Raw genomic sequence first — 26,267 nt, 5'->3', positions numbered from 1 at the left:
CCAGATGCATCTTAGCTAAGCCGCAAACCTGTCCAGAAAAGCAGGACCACTTCAGCCCGGGAGGCGCAGGCTTTGCATGCGCCTGTGGGGTGAGACTTAATCCGCGAGACCGTATTTGCTGATAAGCCAGCGGCATCAGGACCCAGAAGAACCTTGAGGGCCGTGCCCATTTTGCCACTGGAAATCCCTTTGAGGTATAGCCACGGCAAGGCTGCTTCCAACGCCTTGGTTCTGCGCACATAGAGCGGCGCCAGAGCAGACCGGAATGTCACCGGTGTGCCGTACTTGGACCGAACCTTTGGAATGCGCACGCTCACGGGGCCAATGCCAGTCTGCACTGGTCGAGCCGGATGATGCCCATTGCGGACCACAGCTGCGTGACCTGCCTCAGTGCGCAAGTCGGTAAATTGCGCCAGATAACGGGCAAGCTCTGCCTCGACTGCTGTCGCAATCAATTGCTGGGCTCCTGTTCTTAAAAAATCCGTCAGCGCGTCTGTCATCTCGTCTCGACGCGCAAAATCAACAATGGTAGTCGTTTCCGCGGTTCTCTAATCGCCTTCGTCAAGTGCTGGTCCTTTTCACAGTCCATAATGCGTGCCGGGCTCTTGGGTTCTCTCCGCGGTCGTCGCGAGGACGCCGCATGTTTGCGTTCAGGGTCAGGTGGATCGAAGTGGTGTGCGCGGTCTGTGCCGCAGCCATGGGGGCGATCTCACCCTCGCTGCGCGTCCTGGCGGGACGCATTCCGTCGTGCTGAAGATCAGCGACGTGAACCACGATAAGCGATGGCAACCGGCAGCGTCTTCTGCCGTTGAGACATGGTGCTAAAGTCTGGCACCGTCCAGTCCAAGCCAACAAGTTCCAGAAGGCTTTCTACGAAACCAATTGTCTGCCGCAAAGGCAAACCAAACAGCACTTTAAACGTTAAACAGGCTTGGATCCCCACATCGCTGTAGGCCTCCTGGCGCTCACGTTGACCCGAAGGCTTCGCTTCCCAAGACATCTCTGCGTCGAACCAGATTAATATTAAACTGCACCGCTTCAGGGCGTCGTTATAACCTGACCAGTTCTTGGTCTCATAATCGTCGGTTTCCAGATACTCATGCCAGCCAGCTATCACGCTGGATTCATGAGATGAATCCCATCAAACGATTTGTGCAACAAAGCCGACTTATGTATCAAACGCACCAAGGGATGTGGGCGATAATTGAGGTGCAGGTACCATATTTTTTCGGGCCTGTACGCTGTTGTCTTCTACCTCAGGACTGTTCGGCGAGACCGTCAAACTGACGGTCCCGCATGCGATTATGGCCGCAAGAACTGCGTCGCCCTCGCAAAAACAGTCAGAAAAATCTAGATGACCCCAAGTGGAACCCAATTGCTATTGCTGACCGTGTCTTCCCCATCTTGCTCCTCAAGGAGGATAGGGCGCCGTTTGCAATTTTTAAAACGCATCACCTACCCGTTTGCGAACTCTATCTGGACGTCGTGACGTCAAAATGACGGCCTGATCTGGTGCCTTGGTTTTTGCCATAGATCAGCTAAGCAAGTATATGAGTAAAGGTAATGTGACTGCTGAGAAGACAGTTCCGTATAGGACCGTGCGTGCCGCTAAGGCGACGCTGATCCCTTCTGCCCGTGCCATGACATATACGTTCGCGGCAGGTGGTAATGCACCCATGATGATTGCTGTGGCGATCCAAACGGGGTCAAACCCCGAGACAACGACAAAGGCTGCAGCAACAGCAAGCGGGTGGACAACCAGCTTTGCCGTCAGGCACGCGCCCAAGCGGCGTTCAACCCGACCGCCACGATTGCGTGCGAGGGTCAGTCCGAGGGAAAAGAGAGCAGTGGGAGCTGCTGCATTTTGAAACCCTGTAAGCGGGCTGTCTATGTACGCCGGTAAGGTCAAGCCACTTTGGGCGAACAGAAGTGCTGCAAGTGTGGCCAGAATAAAGGGGTGCGTTAACACTTTTCGCAGAGGCTGCATGATGCGTCCCAATCCGCGGCTGTCGTGGCCAAGCATGGTGGGCCAGATTGTGAAGATCAGCAATACATCGGCACAAAAGATAAAGGCGGCCGGCGCGCCCGCCTCTGGCCCAAGCACTGCGACAGTGAGCGCAGGCCCCATATAACCGATGTTGGAATAGCTGGCGGCAAGACCGAAAACAGCCGGGCTATCGCCTGACCGGTTCTTGCGCCCGATGAGCCATCCTAGAACAAACATCGCCCCGGTTATAGAGGTAGTGATCGCCAAAAACCCGACCAGATTGTTGTCATTCGGTGGGACGACACGCACCGATTGAAACAAGAGCGCGGGCAAAGCCACATAAAAAATAAAAGCATCAAGCCAGCGTTGCTGCTCGTCGCCGTGACGTAAAAAGAGCTGTGCTGTAACACCGGCAAGGATGTATAGAAAAAAAGGCGCTATCAGCTCCAAGGCGACGATCATCGCGACAGGCTCTTGCTGTGCGCTACGCTTTTAAGGTTATTGAGGTGCACGGTTGTTATGGGCTCATTTTGCTGATGGTTATTTTTTGACCTCGCATTCCAGAAGCGGTCAGAACTGTAACTTGGGGGACAGGAAAGTGTTTGTAAAATAGGTTTTTACCGCCTTCATCGCGGGGGTTGCGACTTTCGTCTTATTTGATGCCAATCCCACATCCATCGTCGGTATGTCGACATCCGTTTGCACAATTTCGATTCTGCGCCCTTCCAGTGACCATGGGCGGTACACCATGTCAGACAGGATCGTGATGCCCTGACCATTGGCCACAAGCGAGCGGACGGCCTCCACCGAAGATGTTCGCAACTTGATGTTCGGGCTCGCATTATGCCGGTTCCAGTATTTCATGCTGGAATGGGCGGCTTCATCTACGGTGAGCATAATGTAGGGCTCTTGGGCAATCCGTGCCAGCGACACCTCGGGTCCGGTGTTGAACGCGTGACCTGCAGGAACCCAGAGCCGTCTGGGAGACTTGAGCAGTGTCACCGTTTCGATCCCGTCGCGCTGGATGTTCGAGGTCAGAGCCACCGCCATATCAATATGCGCCTGCAATAGTTGCTCCTCGATACTTTGGCGGTTAAGCTCTACTACTTGAATATCAATGCCGGGATAGAGCTGTGTGAGGCGGCCCAGATGATAGGGCAGGAAGTAGCCAATCACGGTATAGCTGGCTGCGAGTGTCAGTGTACCGTTGATCTCCGAGCTGCTTTGGTCGATCTGGCGCGCGGCCTCGATCTTTTCCAGAATATCACGGGCGGCTTGCAAAAACTCCCGGCCAGCTTTCGTCAGCTCCATCCCTTGTGCACGCCGCTCGAACAAGGTGGTGCCCAGATGTGCCTCAAGTTCACGCACAGAGCTGGTGACTGAAGATTGCGAAATCGACAGTAATTTGGCCGCGCGGCTGACCTGACCTGTGTCGGCGGTCGCCACGAAGTATTTTAAGTGCTTGAAGTTCATGTAATTTCCGAGCTGAAAGCCATCTGGAGGATCAGATATCTGTTTTTATGATAATGCTTAAGCGGAAAAAAGAAATATCAATTTTGCTTCGAGGTAATCAGTCTGGCCTGACAACAACACGGGAGTGGACGCGTGAAAGCAGCAGTAGATCTGAATTGCGACATGGGGGAGGGGTTTGGTCAGTGGGTTCTGGGCGATGCGCCCGACGCACAGATCATGCAGATTATCAGTTCTGCCAATATTGCCGCGGGCTTTCATGCGGGCGATCCGAATTCTATGAACCGGGTGATTAAGCTGGCGCAAGAGCACGGTGTTGGTCTCGGCGCACACCCCGGGTATCACGATCTGCAAGGGTTTGGTCGGCGCTATATCAAAACCGACACGGCGGAGCTGATCAATGATATCGTCTACCAGATAGGCGCGATCAGGGAATTCGGGCGGCGTTACGGTGTGCCGCTCCAGCACGTCAAGCTGCATGGCGCCCTTTATATGGAGGCGGCGGCTAACGAAGATTTGTCGCAGATGCTGGTGGATACATTACAGGTGACAAGTCCCGATGCGCTGTTGTTTTGCATGGGTGTTTCCAAGACATATGCGGCGGCGAAACGTGCAGGCCAGCCGGTGATCCGTGAGTTTTATGCGGACCGTGAATATGACAATTCGGGATCGATCGTGTTCACTCGGCATGTGGGGAGGCCCGATCCGGCGCAGATCGCTGCCAAATGTGTGAAAGCCTGCAAAACCGGCAAGGTCACCACGGTCGAGGGTGACGAGATTGATATCCCTTTCGAATCTATCTGTTTTCATTCCGACACGCCAGGTGCCTTGTTGATGGGGCAGGCCATTTACGCAGGCCTCAAGGATGCCGGTATCCGCATTACGGCAGCGGCGGACATCGCCAAAACACTGGCTTAACACTCATACAAGGAGACCAATATGGTACAGGTTCTTTCCCCCGTTCCGGGCACATTCTACACGCAGGCATCCCCCGAGGAGCCGGTTTACAAGGCCGCAGGTGATGCGGTAGCTGTCGGCGACACTGTCGGCCTCATCGAGGTTATGAAGACGTTTATCGAGGTGAAAGCCGAAGTTGCGGGCACATTTACGGAGTATCTGGTCGAGAGTGGCGGCGCTGTTACGGCAGGCCAGCCGCTGGCAGAGATAGAGGCGTAAACCGTGGCCATAAAACGCTTGTTCATTGCCAATAGGGGCGAGATTGCGGTGCGCATTATCCGCGCCGCGAAGGCGATGGGTATCCATACCATTCAGGCCCATTCCGAGGCTGATGCCGATATGCTGGCGGTGCGACTGGCGGACGAGGCTGTGTGCATCGGGCCTGCGCAGGCGGCGCTGTCGTATCTGAATGTCGAGGGGGTGGTCGCGGCGGCAAAAGCGACCCATGCGGATGCGGTGCATCCCGGGTACGGTTTTTTGGCCGAGAACGCTGGTTTTGTGCGGGCGCTGGACGCGGCGGGCATCATATTTGTCGGACCCTCGGCAGATACGATTGACGCAATGGGCGACAAGGTTTCTGCGCGGCAGGCAGCACAGGCAGCTGGCGTGCCTGTTGTCCCGGGCTCTAAGGGTCGTGTTGAGACTATAGATGACGCGGTAGATGTTGCTGCGAAAATTGGCTATCCTGTGATGATCAAAGCGGCTGCCGGTGGCGGCGGTAAAGGTATCCGGATTGCCGATACAGAAGCGGAGTTGCGCAAAATGGCCCCGCAGGCGCAGGCCGAGGCCAAGGCATCCTTTGGCGATGGCGGGCTATATCTGGAGCGCGCGATCCAGTCACCGCGTCACATCGAAGTGCAGATCATGGGCGATGGCACGAATGCGGTCCATTACTTCGAGCGGGAGTGCTCCTTACAGCGGCGACGCCAGAAAGTCTGGGAGGAGGCTGGTGCCGAGTGTCTGGACGAGTCGACACGCGCACATCTGTGCGATACTGCTGTCGCCCTTGCAAAAGCGGTGAACTATGTCGGCGCGGGCACGCTTGAGTATCTGTATGACAGCGTCACAGCGGATTTCTATTTCATCGAGATGAACACCCGTATTCAGGTCGAGCATCCGGTGACGGAAATGTTGACCGGAACAGATCTGGTTCAGGAGATGATCCATGTGGCGGGCGGAGGCAAGCTGCGCCAGCGGCAATCGGACATCATACGCAGCGGTCACGCCATCGAAGTGCGTCTGAACGCCGAGGACCCGTTTTTGCAATTTATGCCGTGTCCTGGCCAGATTACTGGATTGCGTGTTCCCGAAGGGGAGGGCATCCGCTTTGACCACTTTCTTTATGAGGGATACCAGATACCGCCCTTTTACGATTCCCTTCTGGGCAAGCTGATCGTGCATGGCCGCGACCGGCAGGCCGCGATTGATCGGCTGTTCACAGCACTGAAGGGGTTGGAGATCGAGGGGGTCAAGACGACCAAACCGCTGCATCTGGCGCTGGCGCAGGATGCCAGCGTGCGCAGCGATGACTTTCACACACAATGGCTGGAGCCTTGGCTGGCTTCGGGCAATCTGAAACCCACTCCCGAAATCACAGGAGGCACATCATGAAAACACGCTACAGCCATGGCGGCGACGAGCATATCTATGTGGAGATGGATGACGAGATGTCGCTGGATGCGTTTTTCAAATCCCTCTCGATGAGCAATGCGGTTCGCGATGCGAAGATAAAGGGTGTGACGGAAATCTGTCCTGCCAACGCCTCGTTTCAGGTCCGCTTTGACCCTGATATCATCGCGCCCGACCAGATGATGAAAAAAGTCAAGGAATTGGAGCATAAGGCCGAGGATGCCGAAAAGCGGCTCAAAACACGGATCATTGAGATACCGGTCTACTATCAAGATCCCTGGACCCACGAGACGCTGATGCGATTTCGCGAGCGCCATCAGGACCCCTCGGGCTCGGATCTGGATTATGCTGCACGGATCAATGGCTTTGACAGCGCCGAGGGTTTTATAGAGGCGCATCATTCCCAGCCTTGGTTCGTGTCGATGGTGGGGTTTGTTGCGGGCCTGCCGTTTCTCTACCAGCTGGTAGAGCGCGGAAAGCAGTTGCAGGTACCTAAATATCTGCGCCCGCGCACCGACACCCCCAAACAGACGGTTGGCTATGGCGGATGTTTTTCCTGCGTGTATTCGGTGCGTGGTGCAGGGGGCTACCAGATGTTTGGCATCACGCCGATGCCGATCTTTGATCCCGAGCAAAAGCAAAGCTACCTCAAGAACTTTATGGTGTTTTTCAAGCCGGGTGACATTGTGAAATGGAAACCGATCGACCGTGCCGAATATGATCGGATTTTGGCTGAAGTGGCGGCTGATACCTACACGCCGCGCATAGCGGAGGTCGATTTTGATCTTGATGCGTTCAATGCAGATATGTCCGGCACCAATGCCAAACTGATGGAGGCCCTCAATGTCGCTTAAAATCATGCAACCCGGCCTGTCGACTTCCATTCAGGATCTGGGCCGTCCCGGCTATTTCCATCTGGGCATTCCTATTGGCGGGGCGATGGACCGTTTTGCGCTGCGCGTCGCCAATATGCTGGTGGGCAATCCCGAAGGGGCTGCCGGTCTCGAGGTAGTCTTTATGGGGCCTGTGATCGAGTTCGAGCGCGACAGTCTGGTCGCCATTACGGGTGCCGATCTGCCTGCTAAGGTCGACGGAAACCCACGGGAAGGCTGGACTTCGTTTGTGGTCAAAGCAGGCCAGACACTGAGTTTCGACTTTCTCAAGGCAGATGCACGCGCCTATATCGCGATCAGCGGCGGCATAGATACGCCGCCAGCGCTCGGTAGCCGCTCCACCTACCCGATTGGTGCGCTGGGCGGTATCGAGGGACGCAACATTCAGGCGGGAGATGTCATTCCGCTAGGCGACGCAGAGATGGTCGAGGCCGGAATGAGCGTGCCGGCGAACCTGCGCCGGATGCCTGCAAATCCTGCGGAATTGCGGGTTTTGCCAGGGCTCTACTGGCACCGTTTGACGCCAAAGGCACAGGACGGATTTTTCGCCGATAACTGGGCCGTGGCACTTGAGGCGGACCGGATGGGCTACCGTTTCAAAGGTGGCAAGCCGCTGGAGTTTGTGGACCGCGAACAACCCTTTGGCGCCGGTGCCGATCCCTCAAATATTGTGGATGGGTGTTATTCCTATGGATCCATTCAGGTGCCGGGCGGGCTTGAGCCGATTGTGCTGCACCGTGATGCGGTGTCGGGCGGCGGCTACTTTACGCTGGGTGCGATCATTTCCGCCGATATGGATCTGATCGGACAGTTGCAGCCGCATACCCCCGTGAAATTTCGCAAGGTGGATATGGCACAGGCCGCCGAAGCACGCGCGGCGCGCAAGAAAATGCTTGGCTCTGTGCGCGCCCATCTGGGGTGAGCTGCCGACTACGACCCACCGGTCGCCCGCCTCAGGCGCGGGCACCGGCCCTGTAGGCTGAAGGTGTCACCCCGAATTTTTCTCGGAAAAGCCGCGAAAACTGTGCCTGATCTGCAAAGCTGTATCTGTAGGCCACGGTGGCAAGACTTTCGCTGGAGCGGGTCCGCAGATCGATTTGCGCCTGGGCAAGCCGGTAATCTCGCACCTGCTGTGCAACAGATTTATCGACGGACCGGAAGAGATCGTGCAAATAACGTTTCGAGATGCCACAGGATGCCGCGATCCGCTCTGGAGATAGGTCCGCCACTTTGATATTTTTGCGGATAAACTGGTCTATGCGCGCCAGATGAGCGGCGCGCACAGTGCTGATTGCCTCTGAGGTATCGTGTTTTTCATTGTTTATGGCCAAGGCCAAAAAGGCGAGTAGCTGGCTCCCCAGCAACCTCTGGGCCGGTGCGTCCAGACCCGCATCACTGTTTTGCGCCATATTAACCATCGCCGCAAACACCTGCTGTGTGCCTGTCGTGGCATCGAACACCCGCGCGCACAGGCCGTCTGGGTCTGACACCCGCGTGACCAGTTCCTTCTTCGACAGTTTGAGCACGATCAGATCATTGGTCTGCTCATACCGAAATCGGTAGGGCTCGTCTCCGCGCTGGATGATGAAGCCGCCGGGTGCGCAGCGCACGTCGCGGCCCAGTTGCCGGAACTCGACGGCAGTGCAGCGCGGGATCGTGACCAGATAATCTTCTTCGAGACCCTCGCTGATATGGCTGGCCTTGCGCTTGTAACTTGCTGGGTCAGATGTGAGCCGCGACAGGGCCACATTGCCAAATGTCCGGTGGCTAAGCCGTCCCGTGAAGCGTTCCGGATCCTTGAAATCAAGCTGGAGAGGAAAGTAGGTCTTAGCGATGATCCTGCTCCACTCGGCAGAACGCTCGGCACCTCTGAAACCTGCCGTCGAAAGCTCCGTCATATATGTGCCCCTCGTTTGACGTTTCGGGTGCCCCCGTATCCGGAGAAGTCTAAGACCTCTGTGCACCCTGCGTCAAATGATCCTGCACTGTGCGACAAGACGGGCGCACGCGCATGCGCAAACATTGATCAAAAGCAATGGAGGTATGCTATGTCCGTCTCGACTGTCGATCCGATTACCCTGTCCGTCGTGCGCGGTGTGCTCGAGACGACCCAGCGGGAGATGACGCTGACGCTGGAAAAAACGGCGCGGTCTTCTGTTTTCAACCTCGCGCATGATTATTCGACCGCATTGTTCAACCACACGCCCGAAATGGTGCTTCAGGGTCAGGATATTCCTATTCACCTCGGCTCGCTCATTCCGGCAATGAAGGCGGTTGCGGGTTTTTTCGAGGGCGAGATCAACGAGGGTGATCTGTTTTTGCACAATGATCCGGATTACGCCGGAAGCCACATCATTGATACCTGCATGTATTACCCTGTTTTCTATGAGGGAGAGCTGCTGTTCTGGACCGTGTGCAAGGGGCATCTTACCGATATCGGCGGGCCTGTGCCAGCGGGATACAATCCGGATGCCAAGGAGATCTATGCCGAAGGGTTGCGCATTCCGCCGATCAAAATCTGGGACAAATGGGTGCCGCGCCACGATATTCTGAATATGCTGCTGACCAACATGCGCGCGCGGCGCGATCAGGAAGGGGATTTTAACGCCCTCATCGGTGCCTGTCAGGTTGGCGCGCGCGCACTTACAGGATTGCTCGACAAATATGGCAAGGAGACGGTCCAGAACTGTATCGAAGAACTGTTGTCGATGGCCAATGCCCATATGAAGGGGCTGATCGCGCAAGTGCCTGACGGGCGGTACTCCGGCACGGCGGTGCTGGAGGATGCGGGCCACGGGTTTGGGGATTTCGACATCACCGCCCATGTCACGATCAAGGGTGAAACCGTCCACATCGAGATCGAAAGTCCCCCTCAGATCCCCTATTTCATCAACTCCTACGAAGGCAATTCCTATTCCGGCGTCTATCTTGGCCTGATGATGTTTGCGCAGTTGCCGCCGCCCTACAACGAGGGGCTTTACCGCAGTGTAACAGTGGATATGGGGCCCAAGGGGACGTTGTGTAACGCGAAATCGCCGGCGCCGCATATGAATTGCACTACCACCCCGATGGAGACGCTGACCGATGCGGTGCGTCTCGCGTTTGAGCAGGCAGCGCCGGCAAAAGTTTCGGCCAGCTGGGGGCATGCCAACGGGTGCAATATCGCGGGCTGGGACAAGCGGCACGACGAGGAATATGTCACCATGGTGCTGGCCTCAATCATTTCGGGCGCGGGGGCCACAAACAGTCAGGACGGCTGGCATGCCTGCGGTCCGCAATGCTGTTTCGGGGCGCTTACCTCGGGCGACATCGAAATGCTCGAGCACAGCTATCCGATCATCATCCACCAATATTCTTTGATGGAGGATTCGGGCGGCGCAGGACGCTTCCGCGGCGGGTCTGGGACCTGTTGGGAAGTGGAGCCGCTGGACGCGCCCATGACGTTGATCACCTTCGGGGAAGGCCGCCGGATTCCAGCCATGGGGGCGGGCGGTGCCAAATCCGCCATGGTGGAAAAGAAGGTCGGACGCCTTGAGTTGACGCGCAACGGGGGCACGGAAATTATCACCGACAATGTGATTGAGATCATCAATCCCGGCGAGCGCGCCGCCAACAAGAACCCCGGCGGCGGCGGCTTTGGTAATCCGTTCGAGCGAGAAGTGGACAGTGTGGTGGAGGATGTGCGCAACGGTCTGGTGTCGCTGGAGGGCGCGAGGCTGGACTACGGTGTGGTCATCGCTGACCGGCAAAGCCTGCGTGTGGATACCGCTGCAACAGACGCATTGCGCGCCTCCTGATTGATGCTGAAAAGGAAAAATGATGAAAACCGACTATAGACTGGGCATCGACGCGGGCGGCACGTTTACCGATTTTGTACTGGCAAAGCGGGACGGGGAAATTCAGCTATTCAAGGTCCTCTCGACGCCCGATGACCCGACACAGGCGATCCGTGACGGTCTGGCGTTGATCACCGAGCAAACGGGCATCTCGGCGCGCGAGATCGTATCAAACGCGGATCTGTGCATCAATGGCACCACGGTCGGGCTGAACGCCCTGATCACCCATACCGGTGCAAAGACGGGGCTTATTTGTACGAAGGGCCACGAGGATTCCATCGAGATCCGACTGGGTCACAAGGAAGACGGCCACCGCTATGATCCCGATTACCCGCCCGCCACCATGCTGGTGCCGCGTCATTTGCGCCGCGGCGTCACCGAACGTGTCATCTCCAACGGCTCTGTCTATACGCCGATGAACGAGGAAGACGTGAGGGCGGCTTGCACCTATTTCCTCGCTGAGGGAGTGAAGTCTGTCGCCATTTCCTTTGTTTGGTCGGTGCTGCATCCGGATCACGAGAACCGCGCGGCCGAAATCGTGCGCGAGATGATGCCGGACGCGCGCCTGACGGTCGGTGCCCAGCTTTATCCGCAGGTGCGCGAATATACCCGCACCTCGACCGCGGTTGTAAACGCCTATCTGGCCCCGATCCTGCAACGCTACGTCGAGGCGATCGATGGCTATTTCAAAGATCTGGGATCCAAAAATCCTGTACGTTATTTTCAGTCGAATGGCGGGCTTGCACTGGGGCGTGTGGTCACGGACCAATCGGTTTATGCTATTAACTCAGGGCCTGCATCGGCGCCTCAGGCGGCACTGGATGTGGCCGCACCCTGGGGCGACCGCAATATCATCACCTGCGATATGGGGGGGACGTCCTTCGACATCACGCTGACCCGAGACGGCAAGGCCAATGTGAACAAGGACATCGACTTTCTGCGCTACCGGATTGGGATTCCGATGATACAGGTCGAGACGCTGGGGGCAGGGGGCGGATCTGTTGGCTGGATCGACAGTATGGGCCTGATGCAAATGGGGCCGCAATCGGCGGGCGCTGATCCGGGGCCTGCATGTTACAGTCAGGGGGGGGCGCGTCCGACGACTACGGATGCCAACCTGACGCTGGGCTATTTGAACAGCACCGGTCTGGTGGGCGGGCGTTTGCCGCTGGACGTGGAAAAATCCCGCACGGCGATCCGGACCCATCTGGCAGAGCCGCTGGGTCTCAGCCTTGAAAAAGCGGCTTACGGCATGTTCACCATTGTCAACAACAACATGGTCAACGCGATCAGGCGAGTGTCGGTCGAGCGCGGCTATGACCCGCGTGATTTCGTGCTGATGGGGGCAGGCGGGGCGACAGGCGCGCATGTGACAGCGCTTGCGCGGGAAATGGGTATTCAGAAGGTTCTGGTATCAAAGTTGGCGTCGGGCCTGTGTGCCTATGGCCAGATCCTGTCCGATGTGAAATACAACTACATGGCGCCTGCACCGCTGCGCCTTGACGATGCGGTTGCCAGTGCGCACCTGAACAAACTGTTCAGCGGTCTCGAGGCGCGCGGTGCGGTTGATCTGGAGGGAAACGGCTTTGCCAGCGACGAGATTTCCATCAGCCGCAGCCTCGATATGCGCTATGTCGGGCAGGTCCACGAATGTACCGTTGAAATTGACACGTTCGACATTGAAAAGCTGGGGCTTGGTGCGATCGCGCAAGCATTCCACACACGCCACAAGGAGCTTTATACCTATGATGAGCCTCAAAGCCCGGTCGAAGTGGTGAATGTGGAAAGTACGATTATCGGCCATCTGGACAAACCTCGACGCCAGAAGATTGTCGCCGGGAAAGGGGCTGAAACCGCGCTGCAAGGATACCGCGATATGGTGTTCTCGCTTGAGGGGACCGCCAAGTCCACGCCTGTCTACACAGGAAGCGCGTTGGGGGCGGGGGATCATTTGAGCGGACCAGCGGTTATCGAGGAAGTGACGACAACAATCGTGATCGAGCCGGGCTGGAACGCAGCACTGCATGAAAGCGGCGTTTACGTCCTCACGCCACAGGCTTAGGGTCGGCGGCAGGCCCGGGCGGGCTTGTTAAAGGGAGAAGCACCCCATGCCTGAAGAAGTACGCACCGAGCCGAAACTTGCCTCGCCGCCCCGCGTCACGCGCCGCACTCTGCGCGTGCGCGGCACCGATGTGACCCTGCTGGAGGAGGTCAGGCTGCTGGCGATTGACGATCTGGGGTTTAATGTAGAGTTTGAGAACTTGGACTTTCTGACGTGCCAGCACCGTGCTGCGATGGACCCGCTGAACTATGATATCTACGAGCAGTGTTTCCACAATCTGGACATTGTCTGGTACTGGGGCGCATTGCAGCCGATCGAAACCGAGCGGATCAAGCAGTGGGATAACATCGGGAGTCTGGCCAAGTCGGGCGGGATCAGCAAATACACATGGCAGGGTCACGGCGATGCGCCAGTGCGCAAATTGTATGTCCAGCCCGACGGTACGCTGGGCCAACAGCCGATGCCCCAGATCAGCATGCTGCCGACCGCGCATAACGTGGACAGCTTTGGATATGACCGACGCCTTTTTGGGGAGGAGGGGCCTGAGGGGTCCAGCTGGGCATGGCTGCTTGACCGGCGCGCGCGGGGGCGGATCGCTCTTGTGGATGAACCGGCAATCGGGATCTTCGATGTAGCCCTTGCCGCAGAAGCTAACGGTGATCTGACGTTTGAGGACATCGGCAATATGACGGTGGATGAAATTGACAGTCTGATGGGCCTTCTGGAAACACTCCGGCAACAGGGCTTCTTCGTGGGCAGCTGGGTATCGCCGGATCAGGCGGAGGCACTTGTGCGTGATGACCGTGTTTCTGTGCAAAGCATGTGGACGCCGTCCTATGGCAACCTCGGTACAATGTCGGGGATATTTTGTGAGAGTTTCCCGCGTGAAGGATACCGCGCATGGCACGGGGGCGCATCGCTTGCCCGACATCTGACCGGGGCAAAGCTGGACATGGGATACGAGTATCTGAACTGGTGGTTGACCGGTCCGCCCGGCGCCGTGATGGCGCGACAGGGTCATTATATGACCAATCCTGAAGGGGTGCGCGCATACCTCAGCGCTGAGGAGTGGGGATACTGGTACGATGGCGACATCGCCCGCTGTGATCTGAAAGGGCCTGATGGGAGGATTGTTGTGCGCAAGGGGCAGCGTCGCCCCGGAGGTGCCTACCGCGAGCGGGTAAGCCGGATTGCTATGTGGAACACGGTTATGGACGAGTATAATTATGCAGCCCGTGCCTGGAAGCGGTTCATCGCCTCCTTGGGTACAGCGACACCATGACTCAAATAATTATGCCTCGAACACCTGCAGGTCAGGGACAGGAGCCTTTGTATGAGACGATCAGCCGTGTCTTGCGGCACAATATCACCTCGGGGCGGCTGCCTGCCGGATTGGTCCTGATCGAGGGGCCAATTGCAAAACTCATGCAGACCAGCCGTGCGCCTGTGCAAGCCTCACTGAGGATGTTGAACGCCGAGGGACTGATCCACCGGTTCCGCGGGCGCGGGTATCTTGTCGGGGCAGAAGGGGCTACGTCCCAACCGGTTCGGAAGTCACTGGATGAATATGATTTCGACATTCCGGAGGCGTCGCGTGCGGCATTGGCGATCCGCGGGACGTGGATCAGGGTCTATGATGAGGTTGAGGCGGAGGTGGCCGCGTGCCAGATTTTTGGTGAGTTCAGGGTCATCGAGACAGAGCTTGCGGAATATCTCGGGGTCAGTCGCACAGTGGCGCGCGATGTGCTCAGCCGTCTGAACGAGCGGGGGCTATTGCGCAAAGGAGCTACATCGCACTGGCTGGCTGGTCCCTTGACCGCGCGCACCCTTAGGGAGAAATTCGAGCTGCGTAGTATAATGGAGCCTGCGGCGCTCAGGCTCGCGACGGATTATATCGATCCGGTCCAGATCGCCACCATCCGTGCGCGGATCGACCGTGGCGATGCGCGGGATGCGGCAGAACTGGAAGGTGCCTTGATGCGCCACTGTTTAGGACGTGCGCCCAACGGTGCTCTGGTTGAAATCATTGCCAACAATCGCCTGCTTTTGTCTTCGATGGACAAGGCTCTGATTGATCTTGGTTTGCCCGTGGATGTGGTCGCACTTGACCAGTACCGCACCCTTTTCGACTTGATCGGATTACGCCAGGTCGATGCCGCAACAGAGTATCTCAAGGAGCACTTGCGCATCTTGTCATTCAAAAGTCTGGCGCGTCTCAAGATCGTGGCATTGATCCCCGAGAGTGAGTCGATTCCACGCTATCTTGTGAAAGTCTAAATAATGAACTTAGTACTCGATATTCATTTTTATAACATCAAAAACGCTGTAAAAGATTTGATTTACTCCCACTTAGGTGATAAAAACCCTCTTATCGTTTGAAAGATGGCTCTTGATATAAATCTCAATTAGTTATTGGATACGTCATACATTTTAATTCGGGGCTGTGGAAGAAATCTCCGCGCCTGATGTACCCATCGTTTGATGGTTTGTTTTTGCCCTGTGAGGATCGAATGACGCACCGTGACGCCAGTTTCAGACTTGAAGGGATTACCCGCCGCTACGGGGAGATCACTGCACTCGAAAACATCGATTTTGCAGTCGAGCAGAGCGGCTATGTCTCGCTTTTGGGGCCTTCGGGTTCGGGGAAGACATGCCTGTTGCGTATCATTTGCGGCTTCGAAAAGCCTGATGCGGGGCGGGTCTGGTTTCAGGGGCGCGACATTACGGATTTGCCCGCGCACGAGCGTGGTATCGGGTTCGTCTTTCAGAACTTCGCGTTGTTTCCGCACCTGACGGTTTTCGAGAATGTGGCATTTGGTCTGCGCAACGGCGCGGTAAGCGTTGCGGAGGCAGAGATTACGAGACGCACCGCGGAGGCGATTGAAATGGTCGGTCTGGCGGGCCTCGAAGACCGCTCTCCCGAGCAGGTTTCGGGCGGGCAGAAGCAGCGAGTGGCACTGGCGCGCACGTTGGTGATGCAGCCGTCGCTGGTGCTGCTGGACGAGCCGCTTGGCGCGTTGGATGCAAACCTGCGCGAACGGATGCAGACAGAGTTGCGCGCTATCCGCGAGCGGCTGGGTGTTACGTTCCTGCATGTGACGGGCAGTGAGACAGAGGCGCTCGCGATGGGGGATATTGTTGCGGTTCTGGATGCGGGCAAGATCATCCAGACGGGCACGCCAGACCAGATCTATGATACGCCCGCCAGCTCGGATGTTGCGTTGTTTCTCAACCGGTTCAATATGTTCGACGGGACGCTGTCGGACGGCATGTTTGCGGGCCCCTTCGGGACTACCGCCGCCCCTGTGGCCCGACACAATCCGCGCGATGTCTATGCAATCCGCTATGATCGCACGCAGATTTTTGACAAGGGCGCGGCATTGCCCGGGCCTGCTTTGACGGCCCGTTTTCTGGCAAGCGAATATCTGGGTTCTTCGATTATCTTCCTGTTCGAGACAGCCGACCGCAAGACGGTCGAGGTTGATCATCACCTCAGCTTTGGCGAGCCGCGCGATCTGGATGTCGGCGGGGAATATGTCTTGTCGTGGGATCCGGCGCAGGCAATCGTATTCGGTAAAGGAGCCACAGCATGAGCGCGCAAACTGCCACCAAACAAAAGACAGCCACTTTCCGGTTGCTCGCCCCGGGTGTGTTCTGGATGATCCTGTTTCTAGTCGCGCCGATTATGATGATCGTTTACGTGTCCTTCTGGACCCAAACTACATTTGCGATCAACTCGACTCTAACACTGGACAGCTGGCGCAATTTCTTTGCTTCGGAGGCTTATGTCGGGGCTCTGTGGACGACGATCCGGCTTTGGCTGATTGTCCTGACCCTGACTTTTGTGATTGGCTATCCTGCTGCCCTTTTTGTGGGTCTGCTTGTCAAAAGCAAAACCCTCTCTACCGTGCTTTTGGTCCTTTGCGTGATCCCCTTTTGGACCTCGTTTTTGATAAGGGTGCTTGCGTGGCGTCCAATGCTGGGCAAGGAGGGGGCAATAAACATTATCCTGCAAAAGGTGGGCCTAATCGACAGTCCAATCGAGGTTTTACTGTTCTCGGAACTGTCGGTCGTGATCGGCATGACCCAGATTTATGTTGTGTTCATGGTAGGCCCCATCGCCTTTATGCTTGGCCGGATCGACCACAACATTATCGAGGCTGCGCGCGATCTCGGCGCAGGTTTCGGGCGCATTTTCTGGAAGATTATTCTTCCGCTCAGCCTTCCAGGCGTGGTAGTAGGTGCGATTTTTGTAAGCGTGATGGTTTTGGGCGAATTTGCCACATCAGGCGCGTTGTCGGGGCGCAAGGTGAATTTGCTGGGCAATGTGATTGTCACACAGGTGGGATCGCTCAAATGGGCGATGGCATCGGTCGTAGGAGTGATCCTGACTGTTCTTCTCGGTATTGTGGTCGCCGGTTTCTTGCGCATCGTTGACCTGAAAAGGGAGCTGTGAGCTATGGAATCTAAAACTCTCAAGCCAATTCTTGCGGTCTATATCGCGCTGTTCATCCTGTTTTTATACGGGCCGTTCATCGTGCTGGGTATAATTTCGTTCCAGCAGGGTCCCGAGGGCGGACCGCAGTTTCCGATCACCGAATGGTCCACTTACTGGTACAGACACCTCTTTGGTCTGACCCCTTCTTCGCGCATTGCACCGCTACCAGTGGGCGAGGCGCTGATCCGCTCGCTGATCCTGGCCTTCATGACGATGGTTACGGCGACGGTGCTGGGTGTGATGGCGGCGCAGGCCTTCCGTCGGCGGTTTCGCGGTGCGGGTGTGGTATTCTATCTTATCGTTCTGGGGATGATGGTGCCCGGTGTTCTGACTGGCCTTGGGACATCTTTGCTGGCCAATAATGTAGTTCACATCGAGCGTGCCTGGTGGAGCACCGCCTTTGTCACTCATGTGGTCTATACCTTCCCTTTCGCGTTTCTGGTCATGCTGGCGATCATGAACCGCTTTGATGCTTCGGTGGAGGAGGCGTCATGGTCGCTTGGCGTGTCGCCCATCCGGACCTTCCGCAAGGTGACCTTTCCGCTGATCTTTCCGGGGGTATTGTCGGCCATGCTATTTGCGTTCACGCTCAGCTTTGACGAGTTCCCGCGCACGTTGTTCGCGTCGGGCCGGGACCAGACATTGCCCTTGGCGATTTATGGGACGTTCTCGGTCGAAATTCATCCGAACATCTTTGCCTTCGGGGTGATGACTACCTTGTTTTCTTTTGCTCTCTTGGCTGTCTATGGCATTTTGATGGGGCTGAGTGTGCGGCGCGCCAAAAAGATGGCGATGCAGGAAGATATCTCATGAACTCAGTCATTGTCACAGGTGCGGGATCTGGAATCGGGCTGGCCGTTGCACAAAAGCTGGCGGACCTTGGCTATAATGTGGTCGTTAATGATTTTGACGAAGGCAGTGCGATTGCTGCCGCGCAAAAGATCGGTGGTTTGGCGGTTCAGGGCGATGTGTCGGACGAGGCCGATGTCGCCCGTATGGTAGCAGCTTGTACTGCCAAATACGGTGCGCCGACGCATCTGGTCAATAATGCAGGCCATGTGCATCAGGCGAAATTTACCGACCTTGCGACTGCTGATTTTGACAGGATGATTGCGGTGCATCTGCGTGGCACATTCCTTTGCACCCGCGCGGTGCTGCCACATATGATCGCAGCGGGGGCGGGATGCGTGGTCAATATGGCCTCTCAACTGGGCCAGATTGGCGGGGTTGAACTGGTGCATTATTCGGCTGCGAAGGCCGGCATTATCGGAATGACAAAAGCGCTTGCGCGGGAGGTATCGTCCACTGGTGTGCGGATCAACGCAGTGGCACCCGGCCCAATCAATACGCCGCTGGTGCATACCCTATCGGAAGAGTGGCGCGCCGCCAAGGCGTCCGAGCTGCCGCTGGGCCACTTTGGAGAGCCGCAGGATGTGGCCGAAACGGTGGCTTTCCTGTGCTCGGATGCCGCGCGGATTTACGTGGGCCAGACATTGTGCCCGAATTCAGGAGATGTGATGTTATGACCCCTGTTGCACTGATCACGGGCGCCAGTATTGGCATCGGGCGGGCCTGTGCCAAAGCTTTGGCCGCGCGCGGCGATATGGTCATCGTCACAGATGTCCTTGAGGATGAAGGCCGGGCCGTTGTGCAGGAAATTCGCAAGGCTGGCGGTGCTGCTGAATTCCAGCACTTCGATGTGCGTGACACGCAACGCGCCAATGCAGTGGTCAAGGACATCGAGACGCGTTTTGGCGGTATCCACACAATCGTTGCAAATGCGGGCATCGCGCTCCGCGTCCCGCTGGAGCAGCTGACGGACGAAAAATGGGACCACACGTTTGACATTGATCTCAAGGGGATGTTGCGCGTGATCCGGCCGGCTGCAGCGGGCATGAAATCACGCGGCACCGGATCTATCGTGTGTTTGTCTTCGATTATGGGCGTGGCCTATGGCTGGGACGAGCATGTGCACTACTCTGCGGCCAAGGCCGGTGTGGTCGGTCTGGTGCGCGGTCTTGCGGTTGAGCTGGGGCGAAGCGGTGTGCGCGTGAATGGCGTCGCACCGGGCTATATCCGGACGGCGCAACTGTTGTCCGAAGAACATTCCCTCGGACCTGAGGGGGCCAAATCAGTGGGCGAGATTGTCCCGCTGGGCCGGATTGGACAACCCGATGATGTCGCCGATGTCGTGGCCTTTCTGGCCTCCGATGCGGCGCGGTATCTGACGGGTCAAGTGATTGCCGTGGACGGTGGGCTTTTGGTCGGGCGCTACTGAACACATAAGGGGGGAGCCAACCTCCCGAATAAACCAAGGTAAAACGACCTCAACAAGGAGAAGACAGATGACACACTCAAATTTCTCAAGACGAAACTTTCTAAAGACGACCGCCGGAAGTGCCGCACTGGCCGCAGGCGGGATGCCGTTTCTGGGAGCCCAGCAAGCGTTTGCCGCCAATCTGGGCAATCAGGAACTGCGCACAGTCGGCCTTTCGGTGACTGTTCAGGAACGCATCTTGAACGAGTTCAAAGAGCAATCCGGCGTAGGATCGGTGAACGGCAAAGCGGATATTTTCCCCAATACCCAGACCGAAATACTGTCCGGCTCCGATGCCTATGACTGCTGGGAGATCATTGCGGAGCGTCTGGCTGCGATGGTTGCGACGGACAAACTTGCACCTGTTGATGCAGCCAGCCTGACCAATTGGGCCGGTATCCGCGAGACGTTCACGACGCCCTCTGACCGCTGGGACCTGAACCGCCAAATCGTCGGGCAAATCTGGGAAGACGAGAGCCAGACCCGCCTGAACATGGTGCCTACGGTTTATAACTATGACGCTATCGGGTATCGCCCTGATCTGGTCGAAGCCGAAGAAGCCGCAAAATGGTCTTCGCTGTTTGATCCGAAATTCAGAGGCAAGACAGGTCTCAACGTTGACCCGCTGATTGCATTTGGCCAAGCTGTCATGGCGATGAACGAATTGGGTCTGCTTGAAGTCTCGAACCCCGGCAATCCCGACGCCGAAGCGATCGAAGAAGCGGCCAAATTCCTGATCGCCAAGAAGAAAGAGGGTCAGTTCCGTGCCCTTTGGGGTGACTTTGGCGAATTGGTAAACCTTCTGGCCTCTGGTGAGATGGTCATTGCTGATGCATGGCAACCTGCGATTATGGCCGTCAAGGCGCAGGGCGTCGAGTGTTCCTACGCGACGATGGACAGTGGATATCGCGGCTGGTCAATCGGGGTTTCTCCGCTCAAAACATCGCCGAACCTCGAAGCGGTTGCGGCCTACGCCGATTATTGGCTGTCCGGTCCCCCCGCTATCGCGGTGTCCGAGCAGGGCTACTATTCGCCTACGACGAACATCAAAAACGTCATGGATGCCGATAAATATGGCTTCTGGTATGAAGGCAAACCGTGGGTTGGCGAGACAGATCGCGGCATCAAAGAGGGCGATTTGCGCGATGGTGGCTCGCTGGATGAGCGCGCGGCGAACGTCGCGTATTGGCACCAGTGGCCGGACGAGTATGACCTGCTGATCCGCAAGTGGGATGAATTCCTGTCTGCATAAACACCAACTGGTTCAGCCGCTTATACGGCTGGACTCTTCCTGATCCCCTTTTGAAAAGGACGTGTCCCTCTTGGCCTACGATCTACAGCTCTCCAATGTCTACAAAACTTATGACAACGGGACACCTGCGGTCATTGATTTCAATATCGATGTCGTTAAAGGAGAATTCATTGCCTTTCTGGGACCCTCTGGCTGTGGAAAGTCCACGACATTGCGGATGATATCGGGGTTCGAGACAGTTACTTCCGGCGATCTGATGATCCGTGGCAAACGCGTGAACGACCAGCTCCCCGAAAAGCGGCCGACATCGATGATCTTCCAGAACTACGCGTTGTTCCCGCATATGAATGTGCGCCAGAACGTGCGGTTTGGCCTTGAGGTTAAAAAGATGCCGCGGGCGCAGGCGGACCGCAAGGTTGACGAGATTCTCGAAAAGCTGGGATTGGGCGATATTGCCGAGATGGCGACGTCGCGCTTGTCGGGTGGTCAGCGCCAGCGTATCGCACTGGCGCGGTCACTGGTGGTGGAGCCTGATATTTTGCTGCTTGATGAGCCGCTGGGCGCACTCGATGCGAACCTGCGCAAAAGCATCCAGAACGAATTGAAATTGTTGCAGCGTGATCTGGGGATTACCTTTGTTTTTGTGACCCACGCTCAATCCGAGGCGCTGGCGCTGTCGGACAGGATTGTTGTGATGAACGCGGGCAGGGTGGAGCAGATCAGCCCGCCGCGCGAACTTTATACCCGCCCGAGTAGCCTCTTTGTTGCGCGGTTTATCGGGTCCAACACAATCCTGCCGGGCACGGTGAGGGAGGGTCAGGACGGTATTGTCACTCTTGATACTGCTTTTGGCCGGTTGGCTGGTGCCAATCTCGCGGGAATTGACGCCCATAAAGACCGCAATATGAGTATTGTTTTGCCTGCCGAAGCTGTTGATCTGGTGCCGGCAGACGTATCCGAGCGGCAGATGCAGGCAGAGTTTGGAGCGAATGCTATTCCCTGCACGATCGAGACGCTACAAATTGTGGGCCACATTATGCACATGGTCGTCAGGCTCAAAGACGACAAGACGATCAAGGTTGAGGGGCATGTCGACAAATTCCGCGACCGCCTGAAGGCTGGTGGCAGTGCGTTCGTTGCGTGGAAATCCGGCAGCGCCACAGTGATCGACGGCTGAGGGGGGGGGGGCGCATGACACATGCAACAGCAGTAGAATTGGCTGATGGTCTGCGCACAGGGCGGCTTGATCCGGTAGCGCTCGCTGAAGAGGTGTACGACCGCATTGCGGCGCACGGCGACAGTGCAATCTACATCGAGCAAACGCGCGCGCGCGCCATGACCGAGGCGGCGGCGTCACGGCTTCGTCTGCAGGCGGGCAATCCGGCGAGTGCGCTGGACGGTGTTCCTGTCGCATGGAAAGACCTGTTTGACCTCAAAGGGCGGGTAACAACGGCTGGTGCGGTCGTGACGCAGTCAGATGCGCCGGCAATGCAGGATGCCTCCGTAGTGGCGATTGCACGCAGGGCAGGGATGACCACCACCGGCACTGTGAATATGACAGAATTTGCCTATTCCGGTATTGGTCTGAACCCGCACTATGGCACACCGCGCAACGTGCACTCCCCCGAAGGCCAGCAGCGCAGCCCAGGCGGATCTTCTTCCTCTTGCGGTGTCGTCGTCTCGGCGGGGATCGTGCCGTTGTCGATGGGCTCCGACACGGGCGGGTCGGTGCGTATTCCCGCCTCTTTCAATGGGGTTGTCGGCTACAAGACGTCTTGGGGGCGGTATCCAGTCGAGGGGGTTTATCCTTTGTCCCAATCGCTTGATACGATCGGGCCGCTTGCAAATACGGTGGCGGATTGTGCCCTGTTTGACGCCGTGTTGCGCGGTTTGGAGACTTCCGAGGCTCAGCCTGCGGATTATGGATCGCTGACTTTTGTTATTCCCGATCATGTGTTTTTTGATACTCTTTCGCCTGCAGTTGCGGCCAATTTTGAGGCCACGGTTGCGCGGATTGAGGCGGCGGGGGCGCGGGTGCAGCCTTTGAAGCTGCCGGAACTGCAGGAGATCATGGATCTGACAGAAATCCACGGATTTCTTGCGGGAGCAGAAGCGTTGGTGAACCACAAAGATCGCATCTATGGCCCTGATGTGGTGCGTATGGACTCGCGCGTTGTGCGCCGTATCCTTGTGGGAGACAGCATGAGCGCGTTGGACGTTCTGGTGTTGCAGCAGGCGCGCGTGCGTCTGATGGCCGCAACGGCAGAAAAAATCGGCAATGCCATTGTGCTGTGCCCGACAACGGCCACGACCGCGATGGAGATCGCACCGCTGGAAGCGGATGAGGATGCTTTCTTCCGGCACAACGGCTTGACCCTGCGCAATACATCGCTGGGCAATTTTTTGGACTGGTGTGGCGTGTCCATTCCCAACGGCACGGATGCGGACAGGATGCCGACGGGGTTTTTGATGTCGGCGCCATCGGGTCAGGACAGGGCACTGCTGGCGGCAGCACTGGGCTGCGAGGAGATCATCCGCGGCTAACGCCGCCCCGAAAATAAAATCACGATAAACATGGAGACTGAAACATGACCAAGAAAATCTATTGTGCCTTCGGCACCGATATTGATTCCGTTGCGGGGCAGATTGGCTCTTATGGCGGCGGCGATTCCCCCAATGATATCCAGCGGGGCATTTTCGCGACAGAAGTGGGGGTGCCGCGCCTGCTGCGTTTGTTCAAGAAATACGAAATGCGGACGTCTTTCTTCATTCCCGGTCACTCGCTGGAGACATTCCCAAAAGAGATGGACATGATCGTCGAGGCGGGCCACGAGATTGGCGCGCATGGCTATCTGCATGAAAACCCTGTCGCCATGACGCCTTCGCAGGAAGAGGATGTATTGGTCAAATCCATCGAGCTGATCAAAGGTCTGACTGGCGATGCGCCGAAAGGTTACGTGGCGCCCTGGTGGGAGATGTCGAATGTGACGGCGGCCCTGCTGGGCAAATACGGGTTTTCGTATGATCACAGCCAGAGTTACCGTGACTTTCAGCCGTTTTACGCGCGGGTCGGTGATGAGTGGAATGTGATCGACTATTCCAAGACGGCCGGTGAATGGATGCACCCGCTCAAGCATGGTAAAGAGATCGACCTCGTTGATATTGGGGCAAACTGGTATGTAGATGATCTGCCACCGATGATGTTCATCAAGAACGCACCCAACAGCCATGGTTTTGTGAGCCCGCGCGACATAGAGCAGCTGTGGAAAGACCAGTTCGACTGGGTCTACCGTGAGATGGAATATGGTGTGTTCCCGATCACCATTCACCCTGATGTTGCGGGCCGCCCTCAGGTGCTGCTGATGCTGGAGCGGTTGATTGACTACATCAACACACATTCGGGTGTGGAATGGGTCGATTTCAACAAAATCGCGGATGACTTCCGCAAGCGGTTCCCGTTTGCGGGCGACGCGCGCCCCGAAGTTATCTGATCCGGCGAGGGCAGCAGGCTGGTCTGTTGCCCTCCCCATTAATTAGTGAGGTCCACTTATGTGCAATGCTTGCGGATTTCCCACACGGCCCGGTCACTGGACCGATGCGGGTGCCACGACGTCGGGGGACAGATTGCGCCTGCAACTAAGGCGCGTAGAGGTTCTCAACAAGATCCTGCGCGGGTACGGGTTTTCGGCGCGCACGCCCGGGCATGGACCTGGATTTGCCTTGGCGTCCTTCACGGGGCGCACAACGCTGTTGCCTGATTTGGAGACCGTCTGGGAAGAAGCCGCGCAACAGTTGGGACAGCCGCTCGATCCGCTTGATCCACGGTTTACCGGATCAGGCACGTCTTCATGAGTGATGGCCGCGTAAAGGCCACGCCGCCTGTGGCCGAGGATACCCGACTGCGCCTTACCATCATCGGGGGGTATCTGGGTTCTGGCAAGACGACATGGCTGCGCCATCAGTTGTTTGAAGGGGTGTTTGGCAAGGCCCACATCATCGTAAACGAGGCCGCAGAGACGCCAGTCGATGACACGCTGTTGTCAGCGCAGGCGTCGGGGATGACGATGCTGGCGGGAGGGTGTGCATGCTGTACGGGCAAGGCCGATCTTGTTGAAGTGCTGCGCAGACTTTGCGACGCCCGCACAAGCCAACGTGCAGAGGAGCGCACGCAAGGGCAGATCATTCTCGAGACAAGTGGTCTGGCTGATCCTGCCTCTATTCTCGACGCCATTCGTCAAGACGGGGTACTCGTTCACCACATTCGGGTGACCGAGATAATTGTGCTTGTCGATGCGTTAAATGCTTCGGATCAGCTGCGCACAGAATATTTGGGGCGCGCCCAGATCGAAGCGGCGGATCGTATCATCGTGACCAAAGCCGACGCCGTGCCAGTCAACATCCTCGGGCGTGTCGCGGCCACCGCACAGACCCTTAATCCCGCAGCACAGATCATGGCGGCGACAAAAGGCCAATTTGTTCCTTTGCAAGACTTCTCCGCTGCATTGCCGTTTGATTTGCCCGTAATTTCGGGCAATGAACCAGTCGTTCCAACCAAAATCGATATTGGCGACGATGTGGACTGGGCGACATTCTCGGTCTGGCTCTCTGCGCTACTCTATGCGCGGGGTGCCGACCTGGTGCGTGTAAAAGGTGTCTTCAGGACACCGGCAGGCCCAATCCTCATTCAAGCAGTCCGTAAATCTGTACAGCCACCAGAGCTGCTTCCGCAGGAAGCGGCGATTAACCAGAATAAAATGATATTTATCGGTCGCGGGTATATCGGCGATGACCTTGGGCGTTCACTCGATTTTTTTGCATCTTAGTGTGATGCGCCGGATTTGTGAGACGGATTATTGGTTATTCCTAACCATTTTTTGTTCTTGCAGACTGGCTTTGACGGCTTAAATTCGTTCTAAATGTACCGCGGCATCAGGTTTTCTGCAAAGCTGGACACGATCGTTATCAACCATGACGGTAGATGATGCCGTACCGTTCTTACAACACATGGAATACCTCTTTATTAGGTTATTGGGTATAGAAGGCTAATCCTGAAATTTAGCATATAGCCAAAAATTTCTACGGATAGCTCCAGCATTGAGGCTCCTTTTGTCCTGCTTTGCAGTCACCTGGCCCCAGAAATGATGTACAATACGCGATGATCAGTTCGACGGGTCACATCGTAAGGAGTGGCTGGATGTCCGGTTTGGTGTAGGTTTCTCGGACGCCACAGGCGCGCCGTTTGAGTGACGCGTATCGTTGCTTGGCGTCGGAGAAGCGCTCAAGCGGGAAATCGCGGGGTTGGTCTTGGTGGATCTGAAGTGGTCCTGCTTTTTAGGACAGTTTTGCGGCTTGGCTAAGATGCATCT

24 protein-coding genes and 1 pseudogene are annotated in these 26,267 nt (G+C 56.8%); 20 read left to right on the top strand and 5 right to left on the bottom strand.

All coding sequences use genetic code 11. The features are described 5' to 3' along the window. Positions 1 to 11 precede the first annotated feature (11 nt). The 4 genes and pseudogenes from V7730_RS16970 to V7730_RS16955 form a co-directional block, all read right to left on the bottom strand. Positions 12 to 500, bottom strand: coding sequence for a transposase (locus V7730_RS16970; RefSeq protein WP_335748780.1), 489 nt, complete (start codon positions 498 to 500; stop codon positions 12 to 14). A 263-nt stretch (positions 501 to 763) separates the two neighbouring features. Beyond that, positions 764 to 1,101: pseudogene (locus V7730_RS16965) on the bottom strand (transposase); the annotation flags it as partial. Between the two features lie 433 nt (positions 1,102 to 1,534). Further along, entirely contained in the window at positions 1,535 to 2,449 is a 915-nt protein-coding gene (locus V7730_RS16960) for an AEC family transporter (RefSeq protein ID WP_335748779.1), read from the bottom strand. A 108-nt stretch (positions 2,450 to 2,557) separates the two neighbouring features. Then, positions 2,558 to 3,460 (bottom strand): LysR substrate-binding domain-containing protein, encoded by a 903-nt coding sequence (locus V7730_RS16955; protein WP_335748778.1) that lies wholly within the window; start codon positions 3,458 to 3,460, stop codon positions 2,558 to 2,560. Between the two features lie 132 nt (positions 3,461 to 3,592). On the opposite strand from V7730_RS16955, the gene V7730_RS16950 reads away from it, so the two are divergent. The 5 genes from V7730_RS16950 to V7730_RS16930 are packed head-to-tail and all read left to right on the top strand — an operon-like array spanning position 3,593 to position 7,858. Next, entirely contained in the window at positions 3,593 to 4,375 is a 783-nt protein-coding gene (locus tag V7730_RS16950) for a 5-oxoprolinase subunit PxpA (protein WP_335748777.1), read from the top strand. A gap of 21 nt (positions 4,376 to 4,396) precedes the next feature. Beyond that, a complete protein-coding gene (locus V7730_RS16945; protein WP_335748776.1) occupies positions 4,397 to 4,633 on the top strand; it encodes an acetyl-CoA carboxylase in 237 nt (78 codons plus the stop codon). A gap of 3 nt (positions 4,634 to 4,636) precedes the next feature. Beyond that, the gene (locus tag V7730_RS16940; RefSeq protein WP_335748775.1) at positions 4,637 to 6,025 is read left to right on the top strand and encodes an acetyl-CoA carboxylase biotin carboxylase subunit; all 1,389 of its coding nucleotides are present in this window, start codon (positions 4,637 to 4,639) and stop codon (positions 6,023 to 6,025) included. Continuing rightward, a complete protein-coding gene (locus V7730_RS16935) occupies positions 6,022 to 6,897 on the top strand; it encodes a 5-oxoprolinase subunit B family protein (protein WP_335748774.1) in 876 nt (291 codons plus the stop codon). The genes V7730_RS16940 and V7730_RS16935 overlap by 4 nt, the downstream gene beginning before the upstream one ends. After that, the gene (locus tag V7730_RS16930; protein WP_335748773.1) at positions 6,887 to 7,858 is read left to right on the top strand and encodes a biotin-dependent carboxyltransferase family protein; all 972 of its coding nucleotides are present in this window, start codon (positions 6,887 to 6,889) and stop codon (positions 7,856 to 7,858) included. Before V7730_RS16935 ends, V7730_RS16930 begins: the two co-directional genes overlap by 11 nt. Before the next feature lie 31 nt (positions 7,859 to 7,889). On the opposite strand, the gene V7730_RS16925 is transcribed toward V7730_RS16930, so the two are convergent. Next, the gene (locus tag V7730_RS16925; RefSeq protein WP_335748772.1) at positions 7,890 to 8,834 is read right to left on the bottom strand and encodes a helix-turn-helix domain-containing protein; all 945 of its coding nucleotides are present in this window, start codon (positions 8,832 to 8,834) and stop codon (positions 7,890 to 7,892) included. A gap of 150 nt (positions 8,835 to 8,984) precedes the next feature. On the opposite strand from V7730_RS16925, the gene capB reads away from it, so the two are divergent. From capB to V7730_RS16850, 15 genes are all read left to right on the top strand, one after another. Further along, on the top strand, positions 8,985 to 10,733 hold the full coding sequence (gene capB / locus V7730_RS16920) for a caprolactamase subunit beta (RefSeq protein WP_335748771.1): 1,749 nt from the start codon (positions 8,985 to 8,987) through the stop codon (positions 10,731 to 10,733). 22 nt (positions 10,734 to 10,755) lie between these two features. Next, a complete protein-coding gene (gene capA / locus V7730_RS16915; protein ID WP_335748770.1) occupies positions 10,756 to 12,834 on the top strand; it encodes a caprolactamase subunit alpha in 2,079 nt (692 codons plus the stop codon). A gap of 46 nt (positions 12,835 to 12,880) precedes the next feature. Further along, on the top strand, positions 12,881 to 14,116 hold the full coding sequence (locus V7730_RS16910; protein ID WP_335748769.1) for an ABC transporter substrate-binding protein: 1,236 nt from the start codon (positions 12,881 to 12,883) through the stop codon (positions 14,114 to 14,116). After that, positions 14,113 to 15,111, top strand: coding sequence for a GntR family transcriptional regulator (locus tag V7730_RS16905; RefSeq protein ID WP_335748768.1), 999 nt, complete (start codon positions 14,113 to 14,115; stop codon positions 15,109 to 15,111). The genes V7730_RS16910 and V7730_RS16905 overlap by 4 nt, the downstream gene beginning before the upstream one ends. 233 nt (positions 15,112 to 15,344) lie before the next feature. After that, complete coding sequence (locus V7730_RS16900) at positions 15,345 to 16,427, top strand: ABC transporter ATP-binding protein (protein WP_335748767.1); 1,083 nt, start codon at positions 15,345 to 15,347, stop codon at positions 16,425 to 16,427. Further along, a complete protein-coding gene (locus V7730_RS16895) occupies positions 16,424 to 17,290 on the top strand; it encodes an ABC transporter permease (protein WP_335748766.1) in 867 nt (288 codons plus the stop codon). The genes V7730_RS16900 and V7730_RS16895 overlap by 4 nt, the downstream gene beginning before the upstream one ends. Before the next feature lie 3 nt (positions 17,291 to 17,293). Next, complete coding sequence (locus V7730_RS16890; RefSeq protein WP_335748765.1) at positions 17,294 to 18,145, top strand: ABC transporter permease; 852 nt, start codon at positions 17,294 to 17,296, stop codon at positions 18,143 to 18,145. Further along, positions 18,142 to 18,858, top strand: a complete 717-nt coding sequence (locus V7730_RS16885; RefSeq protein ID WP_335748764.1) for an SDR family NAD(P)-dependent oxidoreductase — start codon at positions 18,142 to 18,144, stop codon at positions 18,856 to 18,858. Before V7730_RS16890 ends, V7730_RS16885 begins: the two co-directional genes overlap by 4 nt. Next, a complete protein-coding gene (locus tag V7730_RS16880) occupies positions 18,855 to 19,610 on the top strand; it encodes an SDR family NAD(P)-dependent oxidoreductase (protein WP_335748763.1) in 756 nt (251 codons plus the stop codon). The genes V7730_RS16885 and V7730_RS16880 overlap by 4 nt, the downstream gene beginning before the upstream one ends. A 67-nt stretch (positions 19,611 to 19,677) precedes the next feature. Further along, on the top strand, positions 19,678 to 20,901 hold the full coding sequence (locus V7730_RS16875; RefSeq protein WP_335748762.1) for an ABC transporter substrate-binding protein: 1,224 nt from the start codon (positions 19,678 to 19,680) through the stop codon (positions 20,899 to 20,901). A 61-nt stretch (positions 20,902 to 20,962) separates the two neighbouring features. Beyond that, positions 20,963 to 22,078 (top strand): ABC transporter ATP-binding protein, encoded by a 1,116-nt coding sequence (locus V7730_RS16870; protein WP_335748761.1) that lies wholly within the window; start codon positions 20,963 to 20,965, stop codon positions 22,076 to 22,078. 14 nt (positions 22,079 to 22,092) lie between these two features. Further along, complete coding sequence (locus V7730_RS16865) at positions 22,093 to 23,445, top strand: amidase (protein ID WP_335748760.1); 1,353 nt, start codon at positions 22,093 to 22,095, stop codon at positions 23,443 to 23,445. 44 nt (positions 23,446 to 23,489) lie between these two features. Continuing rightward, positions 23,490 to 24,392 carry a polysaccharide deacetylase family protein gene (locus V7730_RS16860; RefSeq protein ID WP_335748759.1) on the top strand — a complete coding sequence of 301 codons (903 nt, stop codon included), beginning with the start codon at positions 23,490 to 23,492 and terminating at the stop codon, positions 24,390 to 24,392. A gap of 58 nt (positions 24,393 to 24,450) precedes the next feature. Beyond that, complete coding sequence (locus tag V7730_RS16855) at positions 24,451 to 24,753, top strand: hypothetical protein (protein ID WP_335748758.1); 303 nt, start codon at positions 24,451 to 24,453, stop codon at positions 24,751 to 24,753. Further along, complete coding sequence (locus V7730_RS16850) at positions 24,750 to 25,724, top strand: CobW family GTP-binding protein (protein WP_335748757.1); 975 nt, start codon at positions 24,750 to 24,752, stop codon at positions 25,722 to 25,724. The genes V7730_RS16855 and V7730_RS16850 overlap by 4 nt, the downstream gene beginning before the upstream one ends. The last annotated feature ends 543 nt before the right edge of the window (positions 25,725 to 26,267 follow it).

It is taken from the genome of Sulfitobacter sp. (assembly GCF_036961165.1).
GTDB lineage: Bacteria > Pseudomonadota > Alphaproteobacteria > Rhodobacterales > Rhodobacteraceae > Sulfitobacter.
This window is presented reverse-complemented; position numbering and strand designations above follow the sequence as displayed.